Below are 23,884 nucleotides of genomic sequence, written 5' to 3' on the forward strand. Positions count from 1 at the left end.
TCAGAGTGAGGCAGAGCACGCCCAGTGACATCCGTACACCTACTCATCCACTGGTCTCGGCTTGACTACATACATGTGTAATCGATTAACTACGGCCTCGTGACGACCATGAAGGACGTCGCGCTGCACGCCGGCGTCTCCACGGCCACCGTGTCGCGCGTGCTCAACGGCCATGCCGCGCCGACGCCCGAGACCCGTGAGCGCGTGCTCGCCGCGATCGACGAGCTCGGCTACCGGCCGAACGCCCTGGCGCGATCCCTCAGGACCACCAGCACCCAGACCCTCGGTCTGGTCATCAGCGATCTGCTGAACCCGTTCTTCGCCGAGATCGCGCGAGCGGTCGAGGACGAAGCCCGGTCACACGGCTACTGCGTCGTGATCGGGAACGCCGACGAGAGCGCCGAGCAGGAAGCGACCTACGTGCGCACCCTGCTCGACCGCCGGGTGGACGGCCTCCTGCTGTGCCCCGCGACCGACGACCCGAGTCTGGTTCGCGAAGTGAGCGCAGGCGGCGTACCGCTAGTTCTGCTCGACCGGACGGTCAGGGGCGCCACATGCCCCGTCGTCCGCGCTGACGGCAGCGAGGCATTGACCGCGCTCGCCCGGCGGCTCGTCGGCGCCGGCCACACCCGCATCGGAGTGATCGCGGGTCCGCCGAACACCTCCACTGGAAGAGAACGAACAGACGTGCTCACGGGATCGCTCGGCGGTCTCGCGCAGGTCGTCCACGGCGACTTCCGGCAGGAGAGCGGCAGTCAGGCCGCGGCCAGGCTGATCGACGACGGCGCCACCGCGCTCGTCGCGATGGACAACCTGATGGGTCTCGGCGCGCTGGGCGAGGTCAGGGCCCGCGGCCTGCAGATCCCGCACGACATCGCGCTGGCGGTGTTCGACGACCAGCCGTGGTTCCCGCTGCTCGACCCGCCGATCACGGTCATCGCGCAGCCGACCGTCGAGATGGGCCGTGCCGCCGCCCGCAGCCTGCTGGCCCTGATCAACGGCCAGCAGCCCGACGACATCCGTCTCACCGCGAAGCTCGTGCTGCGCGGCTCGCTCGGGGAGGCCGAGCTGTGAACACCCTGATCACCGCACGCGGCATCATCAAGCACTTCGGCGCCACCAAGGCGTTGGACGGCGTCGACCTCGACATCAACGCGGGCGAGATCCACGTCCTGCTCGGCGAGAACGGCGCGGGCAAGTCCACGCTGGTCAAGGTCCTCGCGGGCATCCACGGACAGGACGCCGGCACGATCGAGGGCCACGCCAGCCTCGCCGTCATCCACCAGGAACTGGCGCTGGTCCCCGAGCTCAGCGTCGCCGAGAACCTGTTCCTCAACCGCCTCCCCCGGAAGTACGGCTTCGTCGACCGCGCCGAGATGCGCCGCAGGGCCCCGAAGCTGCTGGAACGGGTCGGGCTGAGCGTCGACCCGAACGCCAAGGTCAAAGACCTCGGCATCGCCCAGCAGCAGATGATCGAGATCGCCCGCGCGCTCGACAAGAACGCCGGCGTGCTGATCCTGGACGAGCCGACCGCTGTCCTCACCGAGACCGAGACAGACCGCCTGCTGCAGATCATGGCCCAGCTGCGCGACAACGGCGTCGGCCTCGTCTTCATCACCCACCACCTCGACGAGATCCAGCGCGTCGCCGACCGGATCACGATCCTGCGCGACGGCCGCTCGGTCGGCGTCCTGGGTCCGAAGGCCACCACCCGGCACATGATCGAGCTGATGGTCGGCCGCCCGATCGACGAGCAGTACCCACGCGCACGACAACGTCCGGGCCAGCCTCTGCTGAGCATCCAGGGCCTGACCAGGCGCGGAGTCTTCGAGAACATCAGCATCGAGGTCCACGCGGGCGAGGTCGTCGGCATCGCGGGCCTGGTCGGCGCGGGACGAACGGAAGTCGCGCGGGCCGCGTTCGGCGTCGACGGCTACGACCACGGCACGGTCGCGGTCGACGGGAAACCGTTGCCCCGCCACGACGTCCAGGCCGCGATCAAGGCGGGCCTCGGCCTGGTCCCGGAGGACCGCAAGGGCCAGGGCCTGGTCCTCACCGCCACGGTCGGCCAGAACCTCGAACTCGTGACCCTCGACAACCGCGACGAGAAACGCCTGCACGACATCGCGGGCAAGCTCCGGATCAAGGGCCGCGTCGAGCAGCCGGTGAAGGAACTCTCCGGCGGCAACCAGCAGAAGGTCGTCATCGGCAAGTGGCTGCTGGCCGACCCGAAGGTGCTGATCCTCGACGAACCGACGAGGGGCGTCGACGTCGGCGCCAAGGTCGAGATCTACGAACTGATCAACCGCATGACCGCGCAGGGCCGGGCCGTGCTGCTCGTGTCCAGCGACCTGCCCGAGGTGATCGGGATGAGCGATCGCGTCGTCGTGATGGCACACGGCCGGGTGGCCGGTGAACTGCCCAAGGGCGCGACTCAAGACCAGGTGATGGCACTCGCCGTGCAGGAGATTTCGGCATGACCACGATCAGCATTCGCAAGTACGCACCCAAGAAGTATTTGGCAGAGAACGGCGCCCTCGCGGGGCTCGTCATCCTCGCTCTGGTCATCGCGATCATGCAGCCCGCGTTCCTCAACGCGCAGAACCTGCTCAACGTCGGCGTGCAGGCCGCGGTCATCGCGATCATGGCCTTCGGCATGACGTTCGTGGTGGTGGCGGGCGGTATCGACCTCTCGGTCGGCAGCATCGCCGCGCTGGCCGCGATGGTCGGCGCCCTCACCGCGGGACCGATCGGACTGGTCGTCGGCGCGCTCTGCGGCCTCGTCAACGGCGCACTCATCAGCTACGGCAAGCTGCCGCCGTTCATCGCGACGCTCGCCATGCTCAGCGTCGCCCGCGGGCTCACGCTGGTGTTCTCCGAAGGCCAGCCGCACGAGACCGACGCGCTGGTCACGTTCCTCGGCTCGAACCTCGCGCCGATGGTTCCGTTGCCACTGCTGCTGATGCTGGCGTTCTTCGGCATCACCGGCCTGATCCTCACGCGCACCAACCTCGGCCGTCGGATGTACGCGATCGGCGGCAACGAGGAGGCCGCGAAGCTCAGCGGCATCGACGTGCGCAGGCAGAAGCTCTGGATCTACGCACTCTCCGGCCTGTTCGCCGCCGCCGCGGGCCTCGTGCTCGCGGGACGGCTCGGGTCCGCCGGTCCGCAGGCAGCGGCCGGCTACGAGCTCGACGCCATCGCCGCTGTCGTCATCGGTGGTGCGTCGTTGTCCGGTGGTGTTGGCCGCGCCACCGGGACGTTGGTCGGCGCACTTGTGCTCGCCGTCCTGCGCAACGGCCTCAACCTGCTGCAAGTGCCGCCGTTCTGGCAGCAGGTCGTCATCGGCGCGGTGATCGCTCTCGCCGCGCTGCTCGACTCACTTCGCCGTCGCTGAAAACCCGCAACAGGTAAGGAAGACACCAATGAAGGTGACCCGACGGATCGCGTTGACGCTCGGTGCCGCAGCTCTTGTGGCGACCGGGTGCAGCGGAACTGGGGCGTCCGGAGGAAGTGACATCACCATCGGCCTCGCCGTGTCCACTCTGAACAACCCGTTCTTCGTGGAACTGCAGCAGGGCGCGCAGGAGATGGCGGACCAGCTCGGCGCCAAGCTGACCGTGGTCGACGCGCAGAACGACGCGACGAACCAGATCAACCAGGTGCAGACGCTGGTGACGCAGGGCGTCAAGGCGATCCTGCTGAACCCGGTCGACTCCAAGCAGTCCGCGCCCGCCGCCAAGGCCGCCGAGATGGCGAACATCCCGCTGATCTCGGTCGACCGCGCCGTCGAGGGCGGCAAGGTCGCCGCCGAGGTCGCCTCGAACAACGTGTCGGGCGGCAGCCTCGCGGCCATCGAACTGGGCCGCGCCGCTTCCGGCGAGGTCGCGCACCTCAAGGGCATTCCCGGCGCGTCGGCGTCGCGTGACCGCGGTCAGGGCTTCGAACAGGGCCTGAACAGCGGCAACATCAAGGTCACCGCCACCGCCGTGGCCGACTTCGACCGCGCCAAGGGCCTCAACGAGACCACGAACCTGTTGCAGGGACACCCCGGCCTCAAGGGCATCTTCGCCGAGAACGACGAGATGGCGCTCGGCGCGATCAAGGCCCTCGGCGCCCGTGCCGGCAAGGACGTCATGGTCGTCGGCTTCGACGGCACCCCGGACGGCCTGAAGGCGATCCAGGACGGCACGCTCACCGCGACCATCGCGCAGCAGCCGAAGCTGCTGGGCTCCAAGGCCGTCGAACAGGCCGTGCACGCCGCCAAGGGCGAGCCGGTCCAGCAGGTCGTGGACGTCGAGGTCAAGGTCATCAACGCGAAGAACGTGGCAGAGTTCATCAAGTGACGAACGCTCTGCTTGTTCTCGGGTCCGCCAACGCCGACCTCGTGGTCGAGGTCGGCAGGCGGCCCGCCGGCGGTGAGACCGTGCTCGGTGGCGACACCGTCGTGCTGCCCGGTGGCAAGGGCGCGAACACCGCCGTTGCCGCCGCTCGCGTCGGCGCTTCCGTCGCGTTGATCGGCGCCGTCGGCGGCGACGGGTACGGCTCGCTGCTGCGGGAGTCGCTGGAGTCGTCCGGCGTCGACACCGCTCTGGTGAAGACTTCCGCGCGCCCCACCGGGATCGCCTACATCACCGTGACGCCGGACGGCGAGAACTCCATCGTCGTCTCGCCCGGCGCCAACGCCGACGTGTCGCTGTCCGATGTGGACGGTGTGTCGTTCGACGGTGCCCAGGTGCTGACCTGCTCGCTGGAAGTGCCGCTGGAGACGGTGATCCACGCGATCGGCGTCGCGTCGCGGGCCGGCGTCGCGACGGTGCTCAACCTGTCGCCGGTGGCCGAACTGCCCGCCGAGACGTTGAAGCAGCTCACGGTGCTGATCGTGAACGAGCACGAGGCCGCGCAACTGGCTTCGGACTGGCGTGACCTGCTCGAGCTCGGCCCGACGTCGGCGATCGTCACGCTCGGCTCGCGTGGTGCCGCTGTGGTGGCCCAGTCGGGAGTCGTCGAGGTGCCGTCGATCGAGGTCGACGAGGTGGTCGACACGACCGGCGCCGGTGACGCGTTCGCCGGAGCACTGTCGGCTCGACTCGCCGAGGGCGACGACCTCGTCCAGGCCGCCGAGTACGCGGTGAAGGTGGCCGCGCTGTCCGTCACGAAGGCGGGCGCGCAACCGTCCTACCCGACCGCCGCCGAGGTCGGCTGACCCACGGGACACGCCCTAGGTCCGCACCGCCGCGCGGTCGTCGAACAGGTCCTCGCTCGGCACCAGGTACTTCTCGACGTCCGGTGTCCTGTCCGGCAACGGGTCCGCGGGCATCTCCGGCTGCAGCGGCGGCGCGGCGACCTGGTTGAACGGGATCCCGCGCGGCGCCTTGGACTTCTTCTGCGGCACGTCGTCGTAGCGCACGTCCTGGCCGTTGCCGACGATCACGTTGCTCTCCAGGCGGTCCTGACTGGAGCTCGGCGCCAGCCCGACGCCGGGGTTGGCAGTGATCAGGTTGTGGGACACCAGGTTCTTCGTGCTGGACAGGATCCTCATGCCGAGCCCGAACGCGCCGTCTGCCTGCGCGGGCGAGAGGGCCTCGTCGTTGTCGGAGACGAGGTTGCCGACGAGCGCGACGTCCTCCTGGCGCTCGGCGGCCGAGGTCAGGCCGACGCGGTTGCCGCTGAACCTGTTGCCGAGCACGAACATCCGCCCGGACGCGTTCGTGCCCTCGTAGCCGACGGCGTTGCGCTCGGCGACGTTGCCGCGCACGACGACGTCGCACGGCTTGCACCGGCTGACGGAGAACCCGGAGTCCGCGCTGCCGCTCGCGTAGCTCTGCTCGATCACGCCGTTCTGGGAGTCGGACGCGTGGATGCCGTGCCGCGCGTTGTTGCTGGCCGTCACGTACGAGACGCGAAAGCCGCGCTGTTCGGAGATCAGCACACCGTTGGCCGTGTGGTTGCGGACCGTCAGGTTCTGCACGGACACGTCCGCGGCGGCGACCTCGATCCCGTTCTCGCGCTTGACCTCGCCGTCGATGATCACGCTGCCGCGCCGGGCGCCCCTGATCGTGAGGCCTTTGGTCCTGACCAGCACCGACTCCTCGTAGACGCCCGGCGACACGACGATGGTCGCGCCCTCCTGCGCCACGTCGACGGCGTCCTGGATGGTGCTCAGCTGAGCGGGAACGTTGATCTCGGGGCCGAGGCCTGGTTGCGCCGACGTGCATCCGGCGACCAGGAGGACTGCGGCGAAGACGAACAGAAGGCGCACAGCCGGGGACCGTACTGCTCCGAATGGCCTAATGTCACACCGCTGTCGGCTGTTCGTGTTAAGCCATGATGACGAACGGGCCACCGCTGCGCGTTCTGCCGCTCGATTGGCCAGACTGAGCTGTCCAGGGTTTCCCGTCGGAGGGTATGGTCTAGACCATGTCGAGCGCGCGGCTGAGCGGTGTCGGTGTGAGCAGCGGACGGGCAACCGGCCCCGTGGTGAGGGTCGCGGAGGCTCTCCCCGAACCTCCTGCGGGCCTGCGAACAGCGGATACGAAGATGGAAGCCTCTCTCATCCGTCCTGCGGCCGAGGTCGTGGTGCAGCGCCTGATGGAGCGCGCGAAGACGGTCGAGGGCGACGCCCGTGCCGTTCTGGAGACCACGGCGGCGATGGCGGGCGACCCGTCGCTCATCAAGGCCGCCGAAAAGCTCGTCGTCGACCAGTCGCTGACCGCCGCCCGTGCGGTGCACCAGGCCGCCGAGAAGTTCATCTCGGCACTGCGGGCCGCCGGTGGCTACATGGCCGAACGCGCCCGCGACGTCCAGGACGTCCGCGACCGCGTGGTGGCCGAACTCCTCGGCCTGCCCGCACCAGGAGTTCCGGACCTGGCCTCGCCGTCCGTGCTGGTGGCGCGCGATCTGGCGCCCGCGGACACCGCCGGTCTCGACCCGTCGAAGGTCCTCGCCCTGGTCACGGAGGAGGGCGGCCCGACCTCCCACACCGCGATCCTCGCCCGGTCGCTGGGCATCCCGGCCGTCGTCGCGTGCCGCGGCATCCTGGCGTTCGAGGGCACCTCTCTCGACGTCGACGGTGACACCGGTCAGGTCCGCGAGTCGGACGGCAAGGTCCGCGCGGCCGGCACCGGCAAGAAGGCCGAGTGGAACGGCGTCGGTGTCCTCAAGGACGGCCACCGCGTGAAGGTCCTGGGCAACGTCGGCTCCCCCGCCGATGCTCAAGCCGCTGCTCAGGCGGGTGCGGAGGGCGTCGGCCTCTTCCGCACGGAGTTCTGCTTCCTGGACGCCGCAGAGGAACCGACCGTTGCTGAGCAGACTGCTGCTTACGAGGCTGTGCTGGCGCCGTTTGCGGGCAAACCCGTTGTGGTGCGCACCCTCGACGCGGGCGCGGACAAGCCGCTGGCGTTTCTGAACCCGGACCCCGAGCCCAACCCGGCCCTCGGTGTCCGCGGCCTGCGCGTCGCCTTCGACCGCCCCGAGATCCTCGACCGCCAGCTCGAAGCCATCGCCGCCGCGGCCAAGTCCTCCGGCGCCGACGTCTCGGTCATGGCCCCGATGGTCGCCACCGCCGCCGAGGCCGCCTGGTTCGTGGACCGTGCGCGCAAGGCGGGCATCCAGCGTGCCGGCGTGATGGTCGAGGTCCCGTCCGCGGCGCTGTCGGCGAAGGAGATCCTCCAGGTCGTCGACTTCATCTCCATCGGTACCAACGACCTGGCCCAGTACGTCTTCGCCGCCGACCGCCAGCTCGGTGGCGTCGCCGCGCTGAACGACCCGTGGCAGCCAGCGTTGCTGCGCCTGATCGCCCAGGTCGGCGATGCGGCGACCGCCACCGGCAAGCCCGTCGGCGTCTGCGGCGAGGCAGCGGCCGACCCGCTGCTCGCCTGCGTGCTGATCGGCCTGGGCATCACGTCGTTGTCCATGAACCACACGGCTCTCACGGGCGTCGGCGCGAAGCTCGCGACGACCAGTGTGGACATCTGCCAGCTCGCGGCACGGGGCGCGCTGGCGGCGGGCGACCCGGCGACGGCCAAGCTCGCTGCCCGCGCCCCGCACTAGCATCCCGCGCCTGAGGGTCGTGAGCTTGGACCGCTCTTCTCTTGACGGCGTGTCGCGCTTCGCCACGCCGTAGCCGAAGTGCACGCGGGGCGCTTTCGTGCGGTACGACCGAACGAAAGCGCCCCGCGTGCACTCGGGAACGGGGAGGGGAGCAGATCATCGGGGAGCACAAGGCTGCTGTTTCCTGGGCAGTCACGGGTGGTCAGGGCGAGCTGCCACCCGTGAGGTCACCCGGCGAACCGGGGACGGGGCCCGTAGTTCGTCGAGGACTGCGCTGATCAACGGGTGGTCCTCCGAACCTCGCCGCACCGCCGCCACCACCCGCCGCAACGGCGCCACCCCCGCCACCGGCACGCCCCGCACGGCGTTGCGCGGAGCCAATGCGACCCCGGCTCCAGCGGCGACGAGTGCCTGGATCGCGCGGAAGTCATCAGACGTGTGCCGGATGCGCGGCGTGAACCCGGCCTGCGCGCACGCCATCTCCACGACGTCCCGCAGCGGGTTGCCGGGCAGCGTCACCACCCAGTCCTCGTCGGCCAGCGCCGCCAGATCCACCGGTCCGGTCAGCGGGTGCCCCGGTGGCAGCACCACGTCGAAAGGCTCGGTGTACAGCGGAAACCGGGCGAAGCGGTCGGTCGCGCGGTGTTCCTCGGTGATCGCCACGTCGATCTCGCCGTCGAGCAGAAGCCGCACGCTCTCGTGACCCTCGGCATCGCGCACGGACAGTTCGATCGACCGTTCCTTCAACGCGGCCAACGCGGGCGCCACCACCTGCGTGATCGCCGACGCGAACGCCGCCACCGCCACCCGCCCCGCCGTACCGGAGGCGAGAGCGTCCAAAGTGGCCTGCGCGCGTTCCAGTTCCGCGGCGACCACGTGGGCGTGCGCGACGAGCAACGAACCGGCCGGGGTCAGCGACACCCGGCGTCCCTTGCGCAGCAGCAACGGATGCCCTGCCTCGGACTCCAGCGCCGCGAGCTGCTGCGACACCGCTGACGGCGTGAGGTGCAGTGCGGCGGCTGCGGCCGTCACGGTGCCGTGGTCAGCGAGTGCGCGTAGCACGCGGAGCCGTCGTGGGTCGATCACCGCTCAATGATGGGGGATTCCACTTCGCCGTTCACGGGGACGTCCTGAGGCAGGATCGGGTCGAAGCCCACCTCTTCCAGCAGGAGGTACTCCTCCTCCGTGATGGCTATCTGCGCCGGCAGGCCGTACTGAGACGTGGTGATCACGTCCCTCTTCATGATCGGCAGGCCCGTCTCCGGGTTCATCACCAGCTGCGTCTCGACGTGGGAGAACTGGAACGTCGACGGCGCCGCGATCGCCACCGCGACTCCCTTGCGGTCGTTGTGCGCCGTCACCTCACCGAGGAACCGCGCCCCGTCGAGCGTCTTGATCAGCTCGAACGCCGCCCGCCGCTGGTCGTCGCGCACGTTCGAACTCATCAGGTCCATCGCGAGCGACGCGACCCGGTAGGTGTCCTTCCCCACGACGGTCTCCAGCGCGTTCCGCAACTCCTGCGGCTCGGCGGGCAACGAGTCGAGCGAGTCGAAGCGCTCCTGGCTGTGCAGGGACATCTGCAACCCGGAGACGTTGGTCTTCTGCACGGCCGGCTTCATCGGGCCGATGCGCACGAGATGGCTCCCGCCGACCTGGGGCACCGTTTCCGGCTTGCCGGCCTCCTCCCACTCGTTGCCGTAGGGAACAAGGGAGAAGGGCCGCACGTCACCGTCCTTCTGGGTGACCGTGATCTGCTGGTTGGCGGCCAGCCACCGTTCGGTCTTGGAGTCGAAGAACGTGACATACGGCTTCGCCGGGTCGCCGACGATCATCATCGACCACTGCCGCGTGAGCGCGTGCCACCACTTCGGCGGCGAAGCGGGCTGCGCGGGCTCAGGAGGTGCAGGCAGCAGCACGACCGCGAGCACGATCACGGCACCGATGACCGCCAACGGAGCGAACCGCCGCACGAGCAGCTTCCTGGCGGGCCTCTCCCGTGGCAACGTCACGATGCGCGCGAGATCGCGTTCCATCCGCTCGGAGTCGACCTCTGGCGTCGGAGGCTTGGCCTGGGCCAGGTCTTTCAGGATGTCTTCCACGACGCCCTCGCACTGTCGAATTTCGGAGTCCAGAGAGCGGCCTGCAGGCGCCGCCGAGCCCGATGCAGCCGCACGAAGAACGTCGCCGTCGTGCACCCGACCACCTGCGCGGCCTCCGCCGCCGCCAGCCCGTGCCACGCGATGAGCGTCAGGACCTCCTGGTCCGTCTCGGACAGGCTCGCGAGAGCCGCACGCAGCTCGATCACCGCGAAGTCGTCGTCGGCCGGGAAGTCGGTGAGCTCGTAGGTCGTCGCCTCGCGACGAGTCGCGCGCACGAGGTTGCGGGCTATGCCGAGCAGCCACGGCAGCGCGTTCGACGGCATCTGGGCCTGCCTGCGCCAGGCGATCGTGAAGGTCTCGCTGGTGATGTCCTCGGCGACTCGGCCGCCCGCGTGGCTCGCCGCATAGGCGAGCACTCGCGGGTAGCACTCGCGGTAGACGATCGAGAATTCCTCCACGTGAGGAAGTGCGCTGACCGGGCCGGTTCTTACAGCTGAGTGACGCGGGTCACACTTGCGAGGAACGCCGACCACGCCTCGCCGGACACGGGCAGGTGGGTGGCCGGCGCCTTGCTGTCGCGGATGCCGACACCACGTCCGACCTCGACGCAGTCACTTGAGTCTGCGCTGTAAGAGCTCTTGCGCCAGGTGGTCATCCGGAACGCTCCTCAAGTCAGCATGCTGTTGATCAGCTGCCTCGATTGTTCCGGATCCATGGCCTGAGAGTCGAGTGCCTTGAGCACGGAGTCATAGACGGCCAGCGATTTCGCGTCTTCGAGGAAGAGGCCGGAGTTCTTGCCTTCGAGAAAGATGACCGGTTCGAGTTTCTCGTAGCCGAGCTTGAGAAATGACCCGGAAACCCCTGCATGTGCACCGATGGACACAGGTAGGACTCGCACGGTGATGTACTTGTGCTGAGCCATCGCCAAGATGTGGAGGTACTGGTCCGTCATCACCTTCGGCCCGCCCACCGGCAGTCGCAGAGCCTGCTCATGGATGTAGAACCGGAACGTGCGGCTCCAATGGAAGAGCGCACGGCGTTCGAGCTTCGCAGCGATGATCTTGTTGTAGTCGACCGCCCTCTTGCGAGCTTCACCATCGATGACGGCCTGCATGTAGTCGGCGGTCTGAAGGTGACCGGGTACGAGGTTCATCGACCAGACGATGATCGCGTTGGCAAGGCGTTCCTGGCTGAGCAGGGTGGGCAACTGGTCCGGCGGCCCGTCCGGCAGCTTGAGATGACCCAACTCGCGCGTCTCTCGGTACAGCGCCACCAAGTGCTCGATCACTGGTGGCTTGACTCGACAGAAGCCGAGCAGTTGCATCAGTTCTGCCTCGGTCACGCCGCCTTTGCCGCGGACCATGTCGGAGAGCTTCGCTTCGTCCCAGCCGAGTTCTGAGGCGAGCTGGCGGTGGGTCATTCCGGTCTGTTCGATGATGCCGCGAACGGCATCGCCGAACTCTCGTCCCACCACGGTGGACGTTCGTCGTGGCATGACGACGAAAGTAGAAGAAGAACCTGTACCGGCTCCAGTTTTTCCTCGAAAGAAGTAGTTTTTGGAGCCGGTACAAGAACAGTGTTCACATCTTTTCGCGCGCGGCGATAAACGCGTCAACCGCGCGGTTAACGTCCTCGGTCGTGTGTGAAGCCGACATCTGCGTACGGATGCGTGCCTTGCCGTGCGGCACCACGGGGTACGAGAAGCCGATGACGTAGACGCCCTGCTCAAGCAGCAGATCCGCGAGCTTTGCCGCCTCCGCCGCGTCGCCGATCATCACCGGGATGATCGGGTGCTCGCCGGGCAGCAGATCGAAGCCCGCCTCGGTCATCCGCCGGCGGAAGAGCTCGGTGTTCGACCTCAGCTGGGTGAGCAACTCCGTGGAACTGGAAAGCATGTCCAGGGTGGCGATGGCGGCGGCGGTGATCGACGGGGCCAGCGAGTTCGAGAACAGGTACGGGCGCGAGCGCTGGCGCAGCAGTTCGACGATCTCCTTGCGGCCGGACGTGTAGCCGCCGGACGCGCCGCCCAGCGCCTTGCCGAGCGTTCCCGTGACGATGTCGACGCGGTCCTGCACGCCGAACAGTTCCGGGGTGCCGCGGCCGGTCGGGCCGGTGAAGCCGACGGCGTGCGAGTCGTCGACCATGACCAGGGCGTTGTAGCGCTCGGCCAGGTCGCAGATCTCGTCGAGCGGCGCGAGGTAGCCGTCCATCGAGAACACGCCGTCGGTCGCGATCAGGCGGTAGCGGGCGTCGGCCGCGTCCTTGAGCTGGCGCTCCAGGTCGTCCATGTCGCGGTTCTTGTAGCGGAAGCGCTTGGCCTTCGACAGCCGCACGCCGTCGATGATCGACGCGTGGTTCAGCTCGTCGGAGATGATCGCGTCCTCGGCGCCGAGCAGCGTCTCGAACAGACCGCCGTTCGCGTCGAAGCACGAGCTGTAGAGAATCGTGTCCTCGGTGCCGAGGAACTCGCTGAGCTTGCGCTCCAGTTCCTTGTGCGGCTCCTGGGTGCCGCAGATGAACCGGACGGAGGCCATGCCGAAGCCCCAGTCGTCCAGGCCCTTCTTGGCTGCCTCGATGAGCTGCGGGTGGTCGGCGAGACCCAGGTAGTTGTTGGCGCAGAAGTTCAGGACCTCGTCACCTTTGCCGACCCGGACGGCGGCGTTCTGCGGGGTGCCGATCACGCGTTCCGACTTGTAGAGCCCGGCCTCCCTGATCTCCTCGATCGTCTTGAGGAGGTCGTTCTTCAGCTCGCCGTACATCAGGCTCCCGTCCAGTCGAGGATGACCTTGCCGCACTTGCCTTCGCGCGCGGTGGCGAAGGCCTCCGCGTGCTGCGTGTGGTCGTACCGGTGCGTGATGACCGGCGTGAGGTCGAGGCCGCGCTGCAGCAGCACGGTCATCGAGTACCAGGTCTCGAACATCTCGCGGCCGTAGATCCCCTTGATGTGCAGCATCTTCAGCACGACGCTGCTCCAGTCGACGGAGAACTCGTCCGCGGGAAGCCCGAGCATCGCGATGCGGCCGCCGTGCGCCATGTTCGCGATCATGTCCCGCATCGCGACCGGCTTGCCGGACATCTCCATGCCGACGTCGAAGCCCTCGGCCATGCCGAGTTCGGCCTGGGCGTCCGCGATCGTCTTCTCGGCGACGTTCACCGCGAGGTCGACGCCGACCTTGCGGGCCAGATCGAGCCTGTGCTCGGAGATGTCGGTGATCACGACGTTGCGCGCGCCCGCGTGCTTGGCGACGGCGGCGGCCATGATGCCGATCGGCCCGGCGCCCGTGATGATCACGTCCTCGCCGATGACCGGGAAGCTCAGCGCGGTGTGCACGGCGTTGCCGAACGGGTCGAAGATCGCGGCCACGTCCAGGTCGACCTTCGTGCGGTGCACCCACGCGTTCTGCTCGGGCAGCACGACGTACTGCGCGAACGCGCCGTTGGAGTGCACGCCCAGACCACGCGTGTTGGCGCAGAGGTGGCGGCGGCCGGCCTTGCAGTTGCGGCAGGTCCCGCAGACGAGGTGGCCCTCGCCGCTGACCAGGTCGCCGACCTTGACGCCGGTGACGCTGTTGCCGGTCTCGACGACCTCGCCGACGAACTCGTGCCCGAGGACCAGTGGCGCCTTGATGTTCTGCGCTGCCCAGTCGTCCCACGAGTCGATGTGCAGATCGGTGCCGCAGATGCCGGTGCGCAACACCCTGACCAGCACGTCCGTCGGTCCGGGAGTGGGATCCGGGACGTCGGTCAGTTCGAGGCCAGGCCCTGCGGCGACCTTGACGAGAGCCTTCATGCGGGAAGTTTCACCCTTTGCTGCTTGTGCAGTCCATCAGGACTTTCTGAAGTTCTTGTGCAGCTCAGCTTCATTGGCGATGTTGCGCACCATGCCGCCGAACACGATGCCGTGAAACGGCCAGACAGCCGCCCAGTAGAGGTGTCCGGCGAGCCCTTTGGGCACGAACACGGCGCGTTGGCGGTAAGTGGACCCGTGTCCCTCGTTGCCCGCCACTCGAAGCTCCAGCCATGCCTTCCCCGGCACCTTCATCTCGGCCCGCAGCCGCAGCAGGTGCCCGCGTTCGATCTCCTCGACGCGCCACCAGTCGAGCGCCTCGCCGACGTTCAACCGGTTCGCGTCACGCCTTCCACGCCTGAGCCCGACGCCGCCCGCGGCCCTGTCCATCCAGCCGCGCACGGCCCAGGCCAGCGGAAACGAGTACCAGCCACGTTCGCCGCCGATGCCTTCGACGACCTCCCACAGGCGTTCCGGGGACGCGTTGGTGCGGCGCTCGCGTTCGTCGGTGTAGACCGAGCCACCGGACCAGTCGGGGTCGGTCGGCAGCGGCTCACTCGGTGCGCCCGGCAGTGACGCCCCTGACCAGCGGGTCTCCACGTCGGCGTCACGGATCTTGTCCAGCGCCAGCTCGACGGCCTTGACGAAGCCGGTGTTCTCGCCGGGCAGCACCTCGCGGATGTCGTTCTCGCGGCACACCACCTCGTGCACCAGCGACTCGATCAACGGCCTGGCGATCGACTTCGGCACCGGCGTGACGACGTTGACCCAGTGCGAGGACAGGCCCGGCGTCAGCAGCGGCACGGGCAGCACGCGGCGCTTGGGCAGCCCGGCGACCTCGGCGTACCGGAGCATCATCTCCAGGTAGGTCAGCACGTCCGGTCCGCCGATGTCGAACGTCCGGTTCTGGCCTTCGAGCGTCGTGGCGTCGACCAGGTAGCGCAGCACGTCCCGCACGGCGATCGGCTGGATCCGGTTGTGGACCCAGCGCGGCGTGACCATGACCGGCAACCGTTCGGTGAGGTAGCGCAGCATCTCGAAGCTCGCCGACCCGGACCCGATGATCACCGCGGCCTGGAGCACCACGGCCTGGACGTTCGAACGCAGGAAGACCTCGCCCACCTCCTTGCGGGAGGCGAGGTGCGGCGACAGTTCGACGTTGTCCGGGTGCAGCCCGCCCAGGTAGACGATCCGCTGCACGCCCGCGCGTTCGGCAGCCCGCGCCGTGTTCTCCGCGGCCTTGCGGTCGGCGTCGGCGAAGTCCTTCGACTGCAGCGAGTGCACGAGGTAGTGGACGACCTCGACGTCACGCATGGCCTCGTCGAGGTCGCCAAGCACGTCTCCGCGCACGATCTCGACGTCAGCGGCCCACGGGACGTCGCGCAGCTTCTCCGGTGAACGCACGAGACAGCGGACCTGATGTCCTTCGGCCAGCAGCCTGGGCACCAGTCGTCCGCCGAGGTATCCGGTCGCGCCGGTCACGAGGCATCGCATGCCTCGATCCTGCGGGTTCGCGGGTCCTGCCGCAGATCAGGCGGCTAGGCGGAGCTTCGCGGGGACAGTCCGTCGAGCACCACGCCGACCGCTCTGTCCAGGACGGCGCGGTCGCCTCGGACGTTGGCCAGTGCCGTGATCAGCACGTACACCTCGGCCACCGTCGCGTCCACGCGCACCTCGCCTGCCTGCTGGCCGCGGGACAGCAGGTCCGCGACGGCCTCACGCAGAGCGGCGGCCGCTGCCACCGCCTCGCCTGCGGGTTCCTCCAGCAGTTCGAGGAGCGCGATCTTCGCCGGAGCACCGAAGACCATCTCGCGGAACATCGCCCGGAACGCCGCTCCGGCGTCGGTGGCCTCGGCCCGCGCCAGAGCCGTGCCGGTGAGCAGGGTGAGGTGCCGGACGACCGTTGCCTCGACCAGCGCCTGCTTGGTCGGGAAGTGCCGGAAGACGGTGCCGATCCCGACGCCGGCCCTGCGCGCGACCTCCTCGGTCGAGCCGGCGTTGCCCGACTCGCCGAAGACCTCCTCGGCAGCGGCCAGCACCCGGTCCCGGTTCGCCCGCGCGTCGCTCCGCATGCGCCCATTCTTCCTCGCCACGGGTCCGCTCCCGCGGGCACGGTGATCGAGCCTTGATATCCGGAGTCTCTACTCCGTATTATCCGGAGTGAAGACTCCGATTGAGAGGTGTGTTCGATGCGAACCCCAGAAGACGTGTTCCACGGCCTGCTCGACGGCGTACGCCGCCTCCGCGGCGGTGATCGCGACCAGGTCGAGCGGCTGGCCGGGTACTACGCGGAGGAAACCGACGTGCGGCACCCGATGGCACCGCTCGGCGACACCCCGCTCCTGAGCCGGGAGGTGCTGCGGCAGCACTTCGCCGCGGAACGGCCGCGCCCGGCCGGGTTCCGCGTCGAGGACGTGCGCGTCCACCACACGGCCGATCCCGAGGTGGTCATCGGCGAGTTCACCTACCGCGGTGACGAGGGCTGGGCGGTGCCGGGCGTCATCGTCCTGCGGGTCCGCGACGGGCTGATCGTCGAGTCGCGGGACTACTTCGACCACATCGGGCTCGCTCGTGCCGCGCACGCGCTCGACGCACTGTGCGCTCAGCTGACGAGCGGGGTCAGCGCTTCCGCTTGATCACCACGGTTCCGCCGCGCACCGCGCCCTTGAGCTGGAAGTGCGGGTTGCCCACCGAGTTGTGGACCTTGTCCTTCAGTTCCCCCGCGGTGATCTCGACGGCGTCGGCGTTGACCGACGACCCGGCCGGCAGCAGGAGCTTCACCGTGCCGAGCGACACGTCCAGGTCGACGTTGACGACCGGTGGCACGTCGGCGGCGGTGAAGTCGAGGTTCGTGGTGCCGAGGGTGTTGCGGATGACGAGCTCGTTCGGCACGACCCAGTGGCCCTTGCGGGTCGTGGTGCTCATCGTGTTCTTCAGCTCGGTCCGCTCGCGGGCCACCTCGTTGTTGACCATGCCGGGCAGGTCGACCAGCACGACGTTCAGGTCGGCCCTGGTCTTCGCGGCGAGAGCGGTGTCCGTGCGGACGGTGAACTCGTCCAGCGTGATCATGCCTCGGCCCACCGCCTTGTTCAGCAGGGTGACGACGTGCTCACGTTCCGCATCGGACACGCGTAACTCTCTGGGGTCTGTCATTTCTCTGCCTCCGGTTCGGCGTCAAGACCGTGCTCGATGGCATAACGCGCCAACTCCACCCGGTTGTGCAGTTGAAGCTTCCGCAAAGTCGATTGGACGTGGTTTTCGACCGTGCGGTGGGAGATCACCAGGCGGTTCGCGATCTGTCGTGCGGTCAGGCCCTTGGCAACCAGCCGCAGCACCTCGGTCTCCCGATCGGTGAGCTGCGGTTTTTCCTCCGAGCCGTCCGGCGCGGCGGCCATGCGCCGGTACTCGCCCAGAACCAGGCCCGCGAGGCCCGCGGTGAACACGGCGTCACCGGCGGCGGTGCGGGACACGGCCTCGACCAGTTCCTCCGAGGACGCGGACTTCACGAGATATCCGGACGCGCCCGCCTTCACGGCCTGCAGCACGTCGTCGTGCTCGCCGGACGCGGACAGCACGAGCACGCGCGTCTCCGGCAGTTCGCTGGTGATCATCGCGGTGGCGTCGACCCCGGAGAGTTCGCCGAGGTTGAGGTCCATCAGGACCACGTTGGGCCGCACGGCTTTCGCGATGCGCACGGCCGAGGGCGCGTCGCTCGCGGTCGCCACCACCTCGAAGCCCCGCTCCTGGAGATCGCGCGCCACGCCGTCGCGCCACATCGGGTGGTCGTCCACGACCATCACCGAGACCGTCATCCTGCCGCCCCCTTCCTGAACACCCGAACCTCCCATTCCGTGCCCTCCCCCGGCCCGGTCTGGAGCTCCAGCGTTCCGCCGAGCGACTCCACCCGGCCTTTGATCGACTTCTCGATCCCCATCCTGCCTTCCGCGGCGGCCGACGCGATCCGGCCTTCCGGGATGCCAGGTCCATCGTCCCTGACGCTCAGCACGATCTCCTCCCCGAGATCTTCCAGCAGCACCCAGGCCCGTGCGTCCTCACCGGCGTGTTTGTCCACGTTGGACAGCGCCTCACGCACCAGTGACGTGAGCTCGCCCGCCGCCGGTGCCTCGAACATCACCTGGGTCGCGGGCGTCGACACCTGGATCCTGGGCGTGGCGAGCACCTGCAGTCCGGGCCGCAGGTCGATCTCTCCATCCACAGTGGAGTCGACGGGAGCGGCGGCCACCAAATTCCTGAGGGCCACCTCCTGCTCGCCCGCCATCTTGGCCAGTTCGGCCGCCTCGCCACCGACTTCGAGGCCGCGCTTGCGCACGCGGGCGAGGACTTGCAGCACGCTGTCGTGAATCGAACGGGCAAGCCGTTCCCGTTCGGCCGTGGCCGCTTCGGCTCTCAAAGCTTGTGCGAGGAGCACCGCGGACCGCCGTGCCGTGGCGGACGCCATGCCGACGACCATGCCCGCGCCGGCCAGCAGCACGACGTCGCGCAGCAGGTCGAGACTCGGCGAACGGTGGGACAGATAGGTGAAGAGGCCGACGGTCAGCCCTCCGCCGAAGCCCGCGGCCGGCCCGCCGAGCGCGCCCAGCGCGACCGCCGGCACGCACGCCCAGATCGTCGTGATCAGCGGGACGTGCAGGACCAGCAGCTGGTGGTCGGACATGATCAACGGCGACAGCGACATGAGACCGCAGGTCAGGGCCAGGTCGACGAGCACGAGCGGCCACCGCCTGCCCCACGTCGTGCTGTAGGCGCGGCTCGTGAAGACGGACCACAGCGCCATCACCCCGAGCGTGGTCCACGCGAGCCACGGCCGGACGTAACCGGATTGGTTCGCGATGACGTTCGCCGCCGCGAAGAGGAATGTGACTATGCGTAGCGCAATCGTCCCGCGCCACAGGGGCGTGGCCGGGTCGTCGATCACCTTCGTCACACGTTCGGCAGGCTCTTTGCGCACGCTGTGCTCCTTTCGGACACCATCCTGCCGCGTGAACGTGTGCTGGCTAACCCCCAGGTGGCCGTCTTCTGCCGAACGGAGGAATGTGCGACGCTCTCCGGGTTCGGGGGAGGGCGATGCAGGTGCGGGACTGGCCGGTGTGGACTTTGCGGCGGCCTGCGCTCTGCTACTGGTTGCTGATCGACATGGCGGCGTTCGCGACCGTCGTCTACACGATCGTTTCCTCCGAAACGCCGTCACCCTCCGAAATCGGCAGATTCGCCGCCATCGCGGGCACGGCGGGCGCGGTGATCATCGGCAGCTCCATCTACAGCCACCGCCTGGGCGAGACCGAGCGCAACCCGTGGGCAGCCCACCTCTGCTACCTGACGGCGGGCATCCTCGCCCTCCCGCCGAACCTGCTCGTCCTGCTCCTCTTCGGCCCCGCCCTGCACAGCCTGCTCTCTCCACGCCCGGAGACCCACCGCTGGCTGTTCACCCTGAGCGCCACCGCACTGGCCGTCTTCGCCACCCGCTACGTGCTCGGCTGGGCGGACCCGCACGCCAACCTCCTGATCCTCGCCCTGGGCGCGGCCCTGCTGCTGATCCTGCGCGCGGGCCTGATCTCGTTCGGCCTGAAGCTGCGCAGCCCCTCCGCCACCTTCGAGGAGAACGTCGGCGAACCCATCGACGCCATCCTGGGCATAGTCGCCGTGTCGATCGGCGGCCTCATGGGCTGCGTGGCGGAGGCGAACGCCATCCACGCCCTCATCGCAGGCCCACCTCTGGCTCTTCTGGAGCGAGCCGCCCAACTCCCGCAATGGCGCCGCTCAGCCCAGCGCGACGCCAAGACCGGCCTCGCCAACGCAGTCCACTGGGACAGCCGAGCCCGCTACGAACTGACCAAGGGCTCCGGCCGCACCCGCCCCATGGCCGTCATGCTCCTGGACCTCGACCACTTCAAGCGCGTCAACGACGAGGTGGGTCACCTGGCAGGCGACGCCGCCCTGGCCGCGATCTCGTTGCTGCTGCGCGGAACCGTCCGCCGAGGCGACCTGGTCGGCCGGTTCGGCGGCGAGGAGTTCGTGGTCCTTCTGCCCGAAGCCACGCCGGACGAGGCCGAGTACGTCGCCGAACGCGTCCGCAAGGCCGTGGCCGCGTTGCGCGTGCCCACGATGGCCACCGACGGCAAGCCGCACGAGCTGCACGGCCTGACTGTGTCCATCGGGGTGTCGACGACGACCCGGTTCGGGTACGAGCTGCCGGACCTGCTGGTGGCGGCCGACGCGGCGCTGCTGGCGGCCAAGGCGTACGGCCGCAACCTCGTGTCGATGGCCTGAAGGCGTCTGCAAGTACCACCAACTGAACATCAACAGGCGCACAACTGCACCCAACCTGTTCGGCGATCACCGAACAGGTTGGGTGCAGTTATCGGCGATTGATCATGAGTTGGTAGTACTTGCAGACGACGTCAGCTTGCGGGCTGGCGTCAGAGCTCCTTGACCCGTTCGCTCTTGTCGTCCTTCGGCGCCGTGTCCTGGGGATTCAGCACGTCCACCTTCTCCGGCTTCTGCACGGCGTCCGAGTCGGAGATCAGCGACCGGATCCCGGAGTTCAGCACCGCCAGCAACGGCACCGCCAGCAGCGCCCCGGCGATGCCCCCGGTCACCAACCCGCCCGCGATCGCCAGCACTACGGCCAACGGGTGCAGCTTGACCGCACGGCCCAGCAACAGCGGCTGCAGCACGTGCGACTCCAACTGCATCACGCCGATGAGCACGGCCAGCACGACAAGAGCCGCAATAGGCCCGTTGGTCACCAACGCGATCAACACCGCCACGGCACCCGTGAACACCGCACCGATGATGGGGATGAACGCACCGAGGAACACCAAGGCGGACAGCGGCACCACGAGCGGCACCCCGATGATCGCCAAGCCGACACCAACGCCCACGGCGTCGACGATCGCGACCACGGCCGTAGCGCGCACATAAGAAACGAGAGAGCCGAACCCGCGGCGGCCGGCCACGTCGACACGCTGACGCACGTCGCGAGGCACCGCACGCGTCACGAAGCGCCAGATCCCGTCGCCGTCGTGCAAGAAGAAGATGAGAGTGAACAGTGCGAGCAGCAACCCGGTGAGCAACTCGCCCAGGGTGGCCGCGGTGGTCAGGGCGCCGGACGTGATCTCGGCCTGGTTCTCCTTGATCGTCTTCACGATCTCGTTGACGTAGTTCTGCAGCTGCTGGTCGGACAGGTGCGCGGGCCCGTCCTTCAGCCACGTCTGGATCGTGTCGAGCGAGGCCGCCACCTGTGTCTGCAGTTCGGGCAGGCCCCGGGAGAACTCGCTGATCACGAACGTCAGCACGCCGCCGAGCACGCCGATGCCGATGATCATCATCACGGTCGTCGCCACGCCGCGCGGCACCCGCCACTCGACGAGTTTCGCCACGCCGGGCGACAGCAGTGCGGCCAGCAGCAGCGCGATGGCGACGGGAATCACTATCGACGCCAGGAAGCTCAACGCGTAGGCGACCACGTACAACGCGGCGATCACGACGACGAACCGCCAGCTCAGGGCGGCACTGACCCGTAGCAGCAGGGGAACGCGGTTGCTGATCTCCGACTCCGGCGCGCTCATGGACCTCACGGTAACTGTTCGAACCCTCGCCAAGCCGGAACTCCAGAAGGGATGATCCGACTCGTCAGGGGAGGACGAAGTGATCAAGCCGGAAGACTTGACCGAAGTCGAGCGCCAGGTCGCAGGGGCCTACGCGGGTGGTACCGAGACAGACCTGACCGGACAGAGCGTTCGCGGCGAGGTGCTCACCGGTCTGTTGACCGGTTTGTACCGGGTGCCGCGCAAGGGATTGCCCGCTCTGCGGCTTCGAAACGCGCGGATCACCGGCAGGTTCGAACTGGAGGGCACGCGCGTCACGCGGGTCATCGACCTCACCCACTGCGCCTTCGAGGAGTCGCTCGACCTCCGCATGGCCCGCCTCATCGGCCTGCGGCTGCGCGGCACCCGCGTCCCCGGCCTGCAGGGCCGCAACCTCCGCGTGTTCAGCGACCTGGTCCTCGAAGCCGGCTTCACCTGCACCGGCACCGTCGACCTCACCGACGCCGCCGTCGACGGCACGCTCCGGCTGGCCGGCGCGGTCCTGCGCAGCAACACCGACCACGCACTGCTGGGCGCACGGCTGCGGGTCAGCGGCTCCGTCCAGGCCATCGCGATGCGGGCCAACGGCGAGGTCCGCCTGAGGGGTGCGTCGATCGGCGGCAGCGTCCACCTCGGCGGCGCCCGTCTGATCAACACCGGCAAGGACGCGCTCGACGCGTCCGGGATCGTCGTCTCGGGCAACGTCTTCTGCAACGCCGAGGGCGGCCGCTTCAACGCGGACGGCCGGGTGCTGTTCGACGGTGCGCGCGTCGGCGGGAACGTCGAGTTCACCGGCGCCCGCCTGCACTCCGCCCACCGCGTCGACAACCAGGTGCTGGTCCTGCCGCACGGATCGGCCGACGAGGCCGCGACGCTCGTGGCCGACCGCATCCGGGTCGAGGGCAACGTCGAACTCGACGACGGCTTCACCAGTGAGGGCACGGTCCGGCTGCCCAACGCGAGCATCGGCGGTTACCTCCGGCTGTCCGGCGCGGTGATCGGGCCGCGGGAGATCGCCGAGGAACTCGCCGGCGACGTCACGAACCGCATTCCGGTCGCCCTGCACGCGGACGGCATGCACGTCCGCGGCGACGTCGAGGCGCGCAGCGCGGTCAACGGCGCGGGCGCCCGTTCGCTCGCGTTGCAGACCTACGGCCAGGTCCGGCTCTCCAACGCGACCATCAACGGCAGCGCCAGCATGTCCGGGGTGTCGTTGCACGGGCCCGGCATCGACGTCCTGTTCGCCGACCGCCTCCAGATCGGCGGCACGCTCTTCCTGCGCGAGCTCAGGGCCAAGGGCTCGGTCCGCCTGCAGAACGCGAACATCGGCTCGACGCTCGACATGTCCGGCGCCGAACTGACCCTCCCAAGGCTCCGTCCCAACGGCACGCAGAAGCCGTCGCTCGACGCTCGCGCCATCACGATCGGCAAGGACCTCCTGTGCAGCCGCGGGTTCACCGCGGTCGGCGGCGTCCGGCTCCGGCTCGGTGAGGTCGGCAAGATGGCGACGTTCAGCAACTCGCACCTCGGCTCGACCACCGCGGACATCGCGCTGAACGCCTACGGCCTCACCGTCCACCAGTTCCGCCTGCACATCCCCGAGGGCCAGCAGCCCAAGGGCAAGGTCGTGCTGAGCCGGCTCAAGGCGGTGTCGGTGACCGACGGGCCTGGCCTGTGGGACGCCGAGGGTGGCGTCGCCGTGGACGACTTCGAGTTCGCCGGCATCACCGCCGACCCCGACGTGCCGGTGCAGACGCGGCTCAGGTGGCTGCTCAAGGTGCAGCCGGACTTCGCGCCAGGACCGTACGAACAGCTCGCCGCCGTCTACCAGCAGGGCGGTGAGGAGGAGCTCGCGCAGAAGGTCCAGCTGGAGAAACAACGCCGCCGCTACTCCGAACTCGGCCGTGCCGGGCGGGTCTGGGGCGTCGTGCAGCGGTTCACGGTCGGCTACGGCTACCGGCCGTGGCTCGCGATCTGCTGGCTCGGCGTGTTCTGGCTGTTCGGCGCGCTGTGGTTCAACTGGCACCCGATGGTCAAGCTCAACCAGGACGAGGACCCGGTCTGGAACGCATGGCTGCTCGCGCTCGACCTGCTGATCCCGATCATCGACTTCGGCCACGACGGCAAGTGGCAGTTCACGGGTGCGTCGCAGTGGATATCTTCGCTGCTCGTGGCCGTGGGCTGGGTGCTCGCGTCGACCGCGGCGGCGGGTGCGGCACGCGTGCTGAAGCGGGTGTGAGTCCCAGGACGGCGTTCACACGATGTAGTTAACCGGGCGCTCAGAGCGTGCATTCGGGGTGGATGGACTGGCAGAGTCGCCGACGTCGACTTGATCACGT

General features: G+C 68.6%; 23 protein-coding genes. 9 read left to right on the forward strand and 14 right to left on the reverse strand.

Annotation, left to right across the window (positions count from 1 at the left end; genetic code table 11):
• The first annotated feature begins 108 nt into the window (after nt 1–108).
• The 5 genes from ACIRG5_RS12580 to ACIRG5_RS12600 are packed head-to-tail and all read left to right on the forward strand — an operon-like array spanning nt 109 to nt 5,206.
• Nucleotides 109–1,074: a LacI family DNA-binding transcriptional regulator gene (locus ACIRG5_RS12580; protein ID WP_319976940.1), complete on the forward strand. Its 966-nt coding sequence runs from the start codon at nt 109–111 to the stop codon at nt 1,072–1,074.
• A complete protein-coding gene (locus ACIRG5_RS12585; RefSeq protein ID WP_402904051.1) occupies nt 1,071–2,480 on the forward strand; it encodes a sugar ABC transporter ATP-binding protein in 1,410 nt (469 codons plus the stop codon). The genes ACIRG5_RS12580 and ACIRG5_RS12585 overlap by 4 nt, the downstream gene beginning before the upstream one ends.
• On the forward strand, nt 2,477–3,397 hold the full coding sequence (locus ACIRG5_RS12590; RefSeq protein WP_402904054.1) for an ABC transporter permease: 921 nt from the start codon (nt 2,477–2,479) through the stop codon (nt 3,395–3,397). Before ACIRG5_RS12585 ends, ACIRG5_RS12590 begins: the two co-directional genes overlap by 4 nt.
• A 28-nt stretch (nt 3,398–3,425) precedes the next feature.
• A complete protein-coding gene (locus ACIRG5_RS12595) occupies nt 3,426–4,346 on the forward strand; it encodes a substrate-binding domain-containing protein (protein ID WP_402904057.1) in 921 nt (306 codons plus the stop codon).
• Nucleotides 4,343–5,206, forward strand: a complete 864-nt coding sequence (locus ACIRG5_RS12600) for a ribokinase (RefSeq protein WP_402904060.1) — start codon at nt 4,343–4,345, stop codon at nt 5,204–5,206. Before ACIRG5_RS12595 ends, ACIRG5_RS12600 begins: the two co-directional genes overlap by 4 nt.
• A gap of 15 nt (nt 5,207–5,221) precedes the next feature.
• Here the strand turns inward: ACIRG5_RS12600 and ACIRG5_RS12605 are convergent, their stop codons facing one another.
• A complete protein-coding gene (locus ACIRG5_RS12605) occupies nt 5,222–6,262 on the reverse strand; it encodes a nitrous oxide reductase family maturation protein NosD (protein WP_402904063.1) in 1,041 nt (346 codons plus the stop codon).
• Between the two features lie 158 nt (nt 6,263–6,420).
• On the opposite strand from ACIRG5_RS12605, the gene ptsP reads away from it, so the two are divergent.
• On the forward strand, nt 6,421–8,052 hold the full coding sequence (ptsP, locus tag ACIRG5_RS12610) for a phosphoenolpyruvate--protein phosphotransferase (protein WP_402904066.1): 1,632 nt from the start codon (nt 6,421–6,423) through the stop codon (nt 8,050–8,052).
• 192 nt (nt 8,053–8,244) lie between these two features.
• Here ptsP and ACIRG5_RS12615 read toward each other — a convergent pair whose 3' ends face one another.
• The 9 genes from ACIRG5_RS12615 to ACIRG5_RS12655 all read right to left on the reverse strand — a co-directional run bounded on the left by ACIRG5_RS12615 (nt 8,245) and on the right by ACIRG5_RS12655 (nt 16,010).
• Nucleotides 8,245–9,138: a LysR family transcriptional regulator gene (locus ACIRG5_RS12615; RefSeq protein ID WP_402904068.1), complete on the reverse strand. Its 894-nt coding sequence runs from the start codon at nt 9,136–9,138 to the stop codon at nt 8,245–8,247.
• Entirely contained in the window at nt 9,135–10,151 is a 1,017-nt protein-coding gene (locus tag ACIRG5_RS12620; RefSeq protein ID WP_402904071.1) for a hypothetical protein, read from the reverse strand. The genes ACIRG5_RS12615 and ACIRG5_RS12620 overlap by 4 nt, the downstream gene beginning before the upstream one ends.
• A complete protein-coding gene (locus ACIRG5_RS12625) occupies nt 10,136–10,609 on the reverse strand; it encodes an RNA polymerase sigma factor (RefSeq protein WP_402904073.1) in 474 nt (157 codons plus the stop codon). The genes ACIRG5_RS12620 and ACIRG5_RS12625 overlap by 16 nt, the downstream gene beginning before the upstream one ends.
• 29 nt (nt 10,610–10,638) lie before the next feature.
• Complete coding sequence (locus ACIRG5_RS12630) at nt 10,639–10,806, reverse strand: DUF397 domain-containing protein (protein WP_402904076.1); 168 nt, start codon at nt 10,804–10,806, stop codon at nt 10,639–10,641.
• 12 nt (nt 10,807–10,818) lie between these two features.
• Nucleotides 10,819–11,646, reverse strand: a complete 828-nt coding sequence (locus ACIRG5_RS12635) for a Scr1 family TA system antitoxin-like transcriptional regulator (RefSeq protein ID WP_402904079.1) — start codon at nt 11,644–11,646, stop codon at nt 10,819–10,821.
• Between the two features lie 85 nt (nt 11,647–11,731).
• Complete coding sequence (locus ACIRG5_RS12640) at nt 11,732–12,910, reverse strand: glycine C-acetyltransferase (RefSeq protein ID WP_402904082.1); 1,179 nt, start codon at nt 12,908–12,910, stop codon at nt 11,732–11,734.
• Nucleotides 12,910–13,941: an L-threonine 3-dehydrogenase gene (tdh, locus tag ACIRG5_RS12645; RefSeq protein WP_402904085.1), complete on the reverse strand. Its 1,032-nt coding sequence runs from the start codon at nt 13,939–13,941 to the stop codon at nt 12,910–12,912. The genes ACIRG5_RS12640 and tdh overlap by 1 nt, the downstream gene beginning before the upstream one ends.
• A 36-nt stretch (nt 13,942–13,977) precedes the next feature.
• Nucleotides 13,978–15,432, reverse strand: a complete 1,455-nt coding sequence (locus ACIRG5_RS12650) for an SDR family oxidoreductase (RefSeq protein ID WP_402904088.1) — start codon at nt 15,430–15,432, stop codon at nt 13,978–13,980.
• 44 nt (nt 15,433–15,476) lie between these two features.
• Nucleotides 15,477–16,010 (reverse strand): TetR/AcrR family transcriptional regulator, encoded by a 534-nt coding sequence (locus ACIRG5_RS12655; protein ID WP_402904090.1) that lies wholly within the window; start codon nt 16,008–16,010, stop codon nt 15,477–15,479.
• Between the two features lie 117 nt (nt 16,011–16,127).
• On the opposite strand from ACIRG5_RS12655, the gene ACIRG5_RS12660 reads away from it, so the two are divergent.
• Nucleotides 16,128–16,574, forward strand: coding sequence for a nuclear transport factor 2 family protein (locus tag ACIRG5_RS12660; protein ID WP_402904093.1), 447 nt, complete (start codon nt 16,128–16,130; stop codon nt 16,572–16,574).
• Here ACIRG5_RS12660 and ACIRG5_RS12665 read toward each other — a convergent pair.
• From ACIRG5_RS12665 to macS, 3 genes are read right to left on the reverse strand one after another with little or no spacing between them, the layout of a single operon-like run.
• Complete coding sequence (locus ACIRG5_RS12665; RefSeq protein ID WP_402904096.1) at nt 16,558–17,067, reverse strand: DUF1707 domain-containing protein; 510 nt, start codon at nt 17,065–17,067, stop codon at nt 16,558–16,560. The two genes, ACIRG5_RS12660 and ACIRG5_RS12665, sit on opposite strands and share 17 nt — an antisense overlap.
• Before the next feature lie 20 nt (nt 17,068–17,087).
• Complete coding sequence (locus ACIRG5_RS12670; protein WP_402904098.1) at nt 17,088–17,750, reverse strand: response regulator; 663 nt, start codon at nt 17,748–17,750, stop codon at nt 17,088–17,090.
• Nucleotides 17,747–18,907 carry a MacS family sensor histidine kinase gene (gene macS / locus ACIRG5_RS12675; RefSeq protein WP_402904100.1) on the reverse strand — a complete coding sequence of 387 codons (1,161 nt, stop codon included), beginning with the start codon at nt 18,905–18,907 and terminating at the stop codon, nt 17,747–17,749. The genes ACIRG5_RS12670 and macS overlap by 4 nt, the downstream gene beginning before the upstream one ends.
• Before the next feature lie 116 nt (nt 18,908–19,023).
• On the opposite strand from macS, the gene ACIRG5_RS12680 reads away from it, so the two are divergent.
• Complete coding sequence (locus ACIRG5_RS12680; protein ID WP_402904103.1) at nt 19,024–20,226, forward strand: diguanylate cyclase; 1,203 nt, start codon at nt 19,024–19,026, stop codon at nt 20,224–20,226.
• 149 nt (nt 20,227–20,375) lie between these two features.
• Here the strand turns inward: ACIRG5_RS12680 and ACIRG5_RS12685 are convergent, their stop codons facing one another.
• Entirely contained in the window at nt 20,376–21,527 is a 1,152-nt protein-coding gene (locus ACIRG5_RS12685; RefSeq protein WP_402904106.1) for an AI-2E family transporter, read from the reverse strand.
• 79 nt (nt 21,528–21,606) lie between these two features.
• Here ACIRG5_RS12685 and ACIRG5_RS12690 point away from each other — a divergent pair, with 79 nt between their 5' ends.
• Nucleotides 21,607–23,784, forward strand: coding sequence for a hypothetical protein (locus tag ACIRG5_RS12690; protein ID WP_402904109.1), 2,178 nt, complete (start codon nt 21,607–21,609; stop codon nt 23,782–23,784).
• Nucleotides 23,785–23,884 lie beyond the last annotated feature (100 nt).

Source organism: Lentzea sp. NPDC102401 (assembly GCF_044765805.1).
GTDB classification, from domain to species: domain Bacteria; phylum Actinomycetota; class Actinomycetes; order Mycobacteriales; family Pseudonocardiaceae; genus Lentzea; species Lentzea sokolovensis.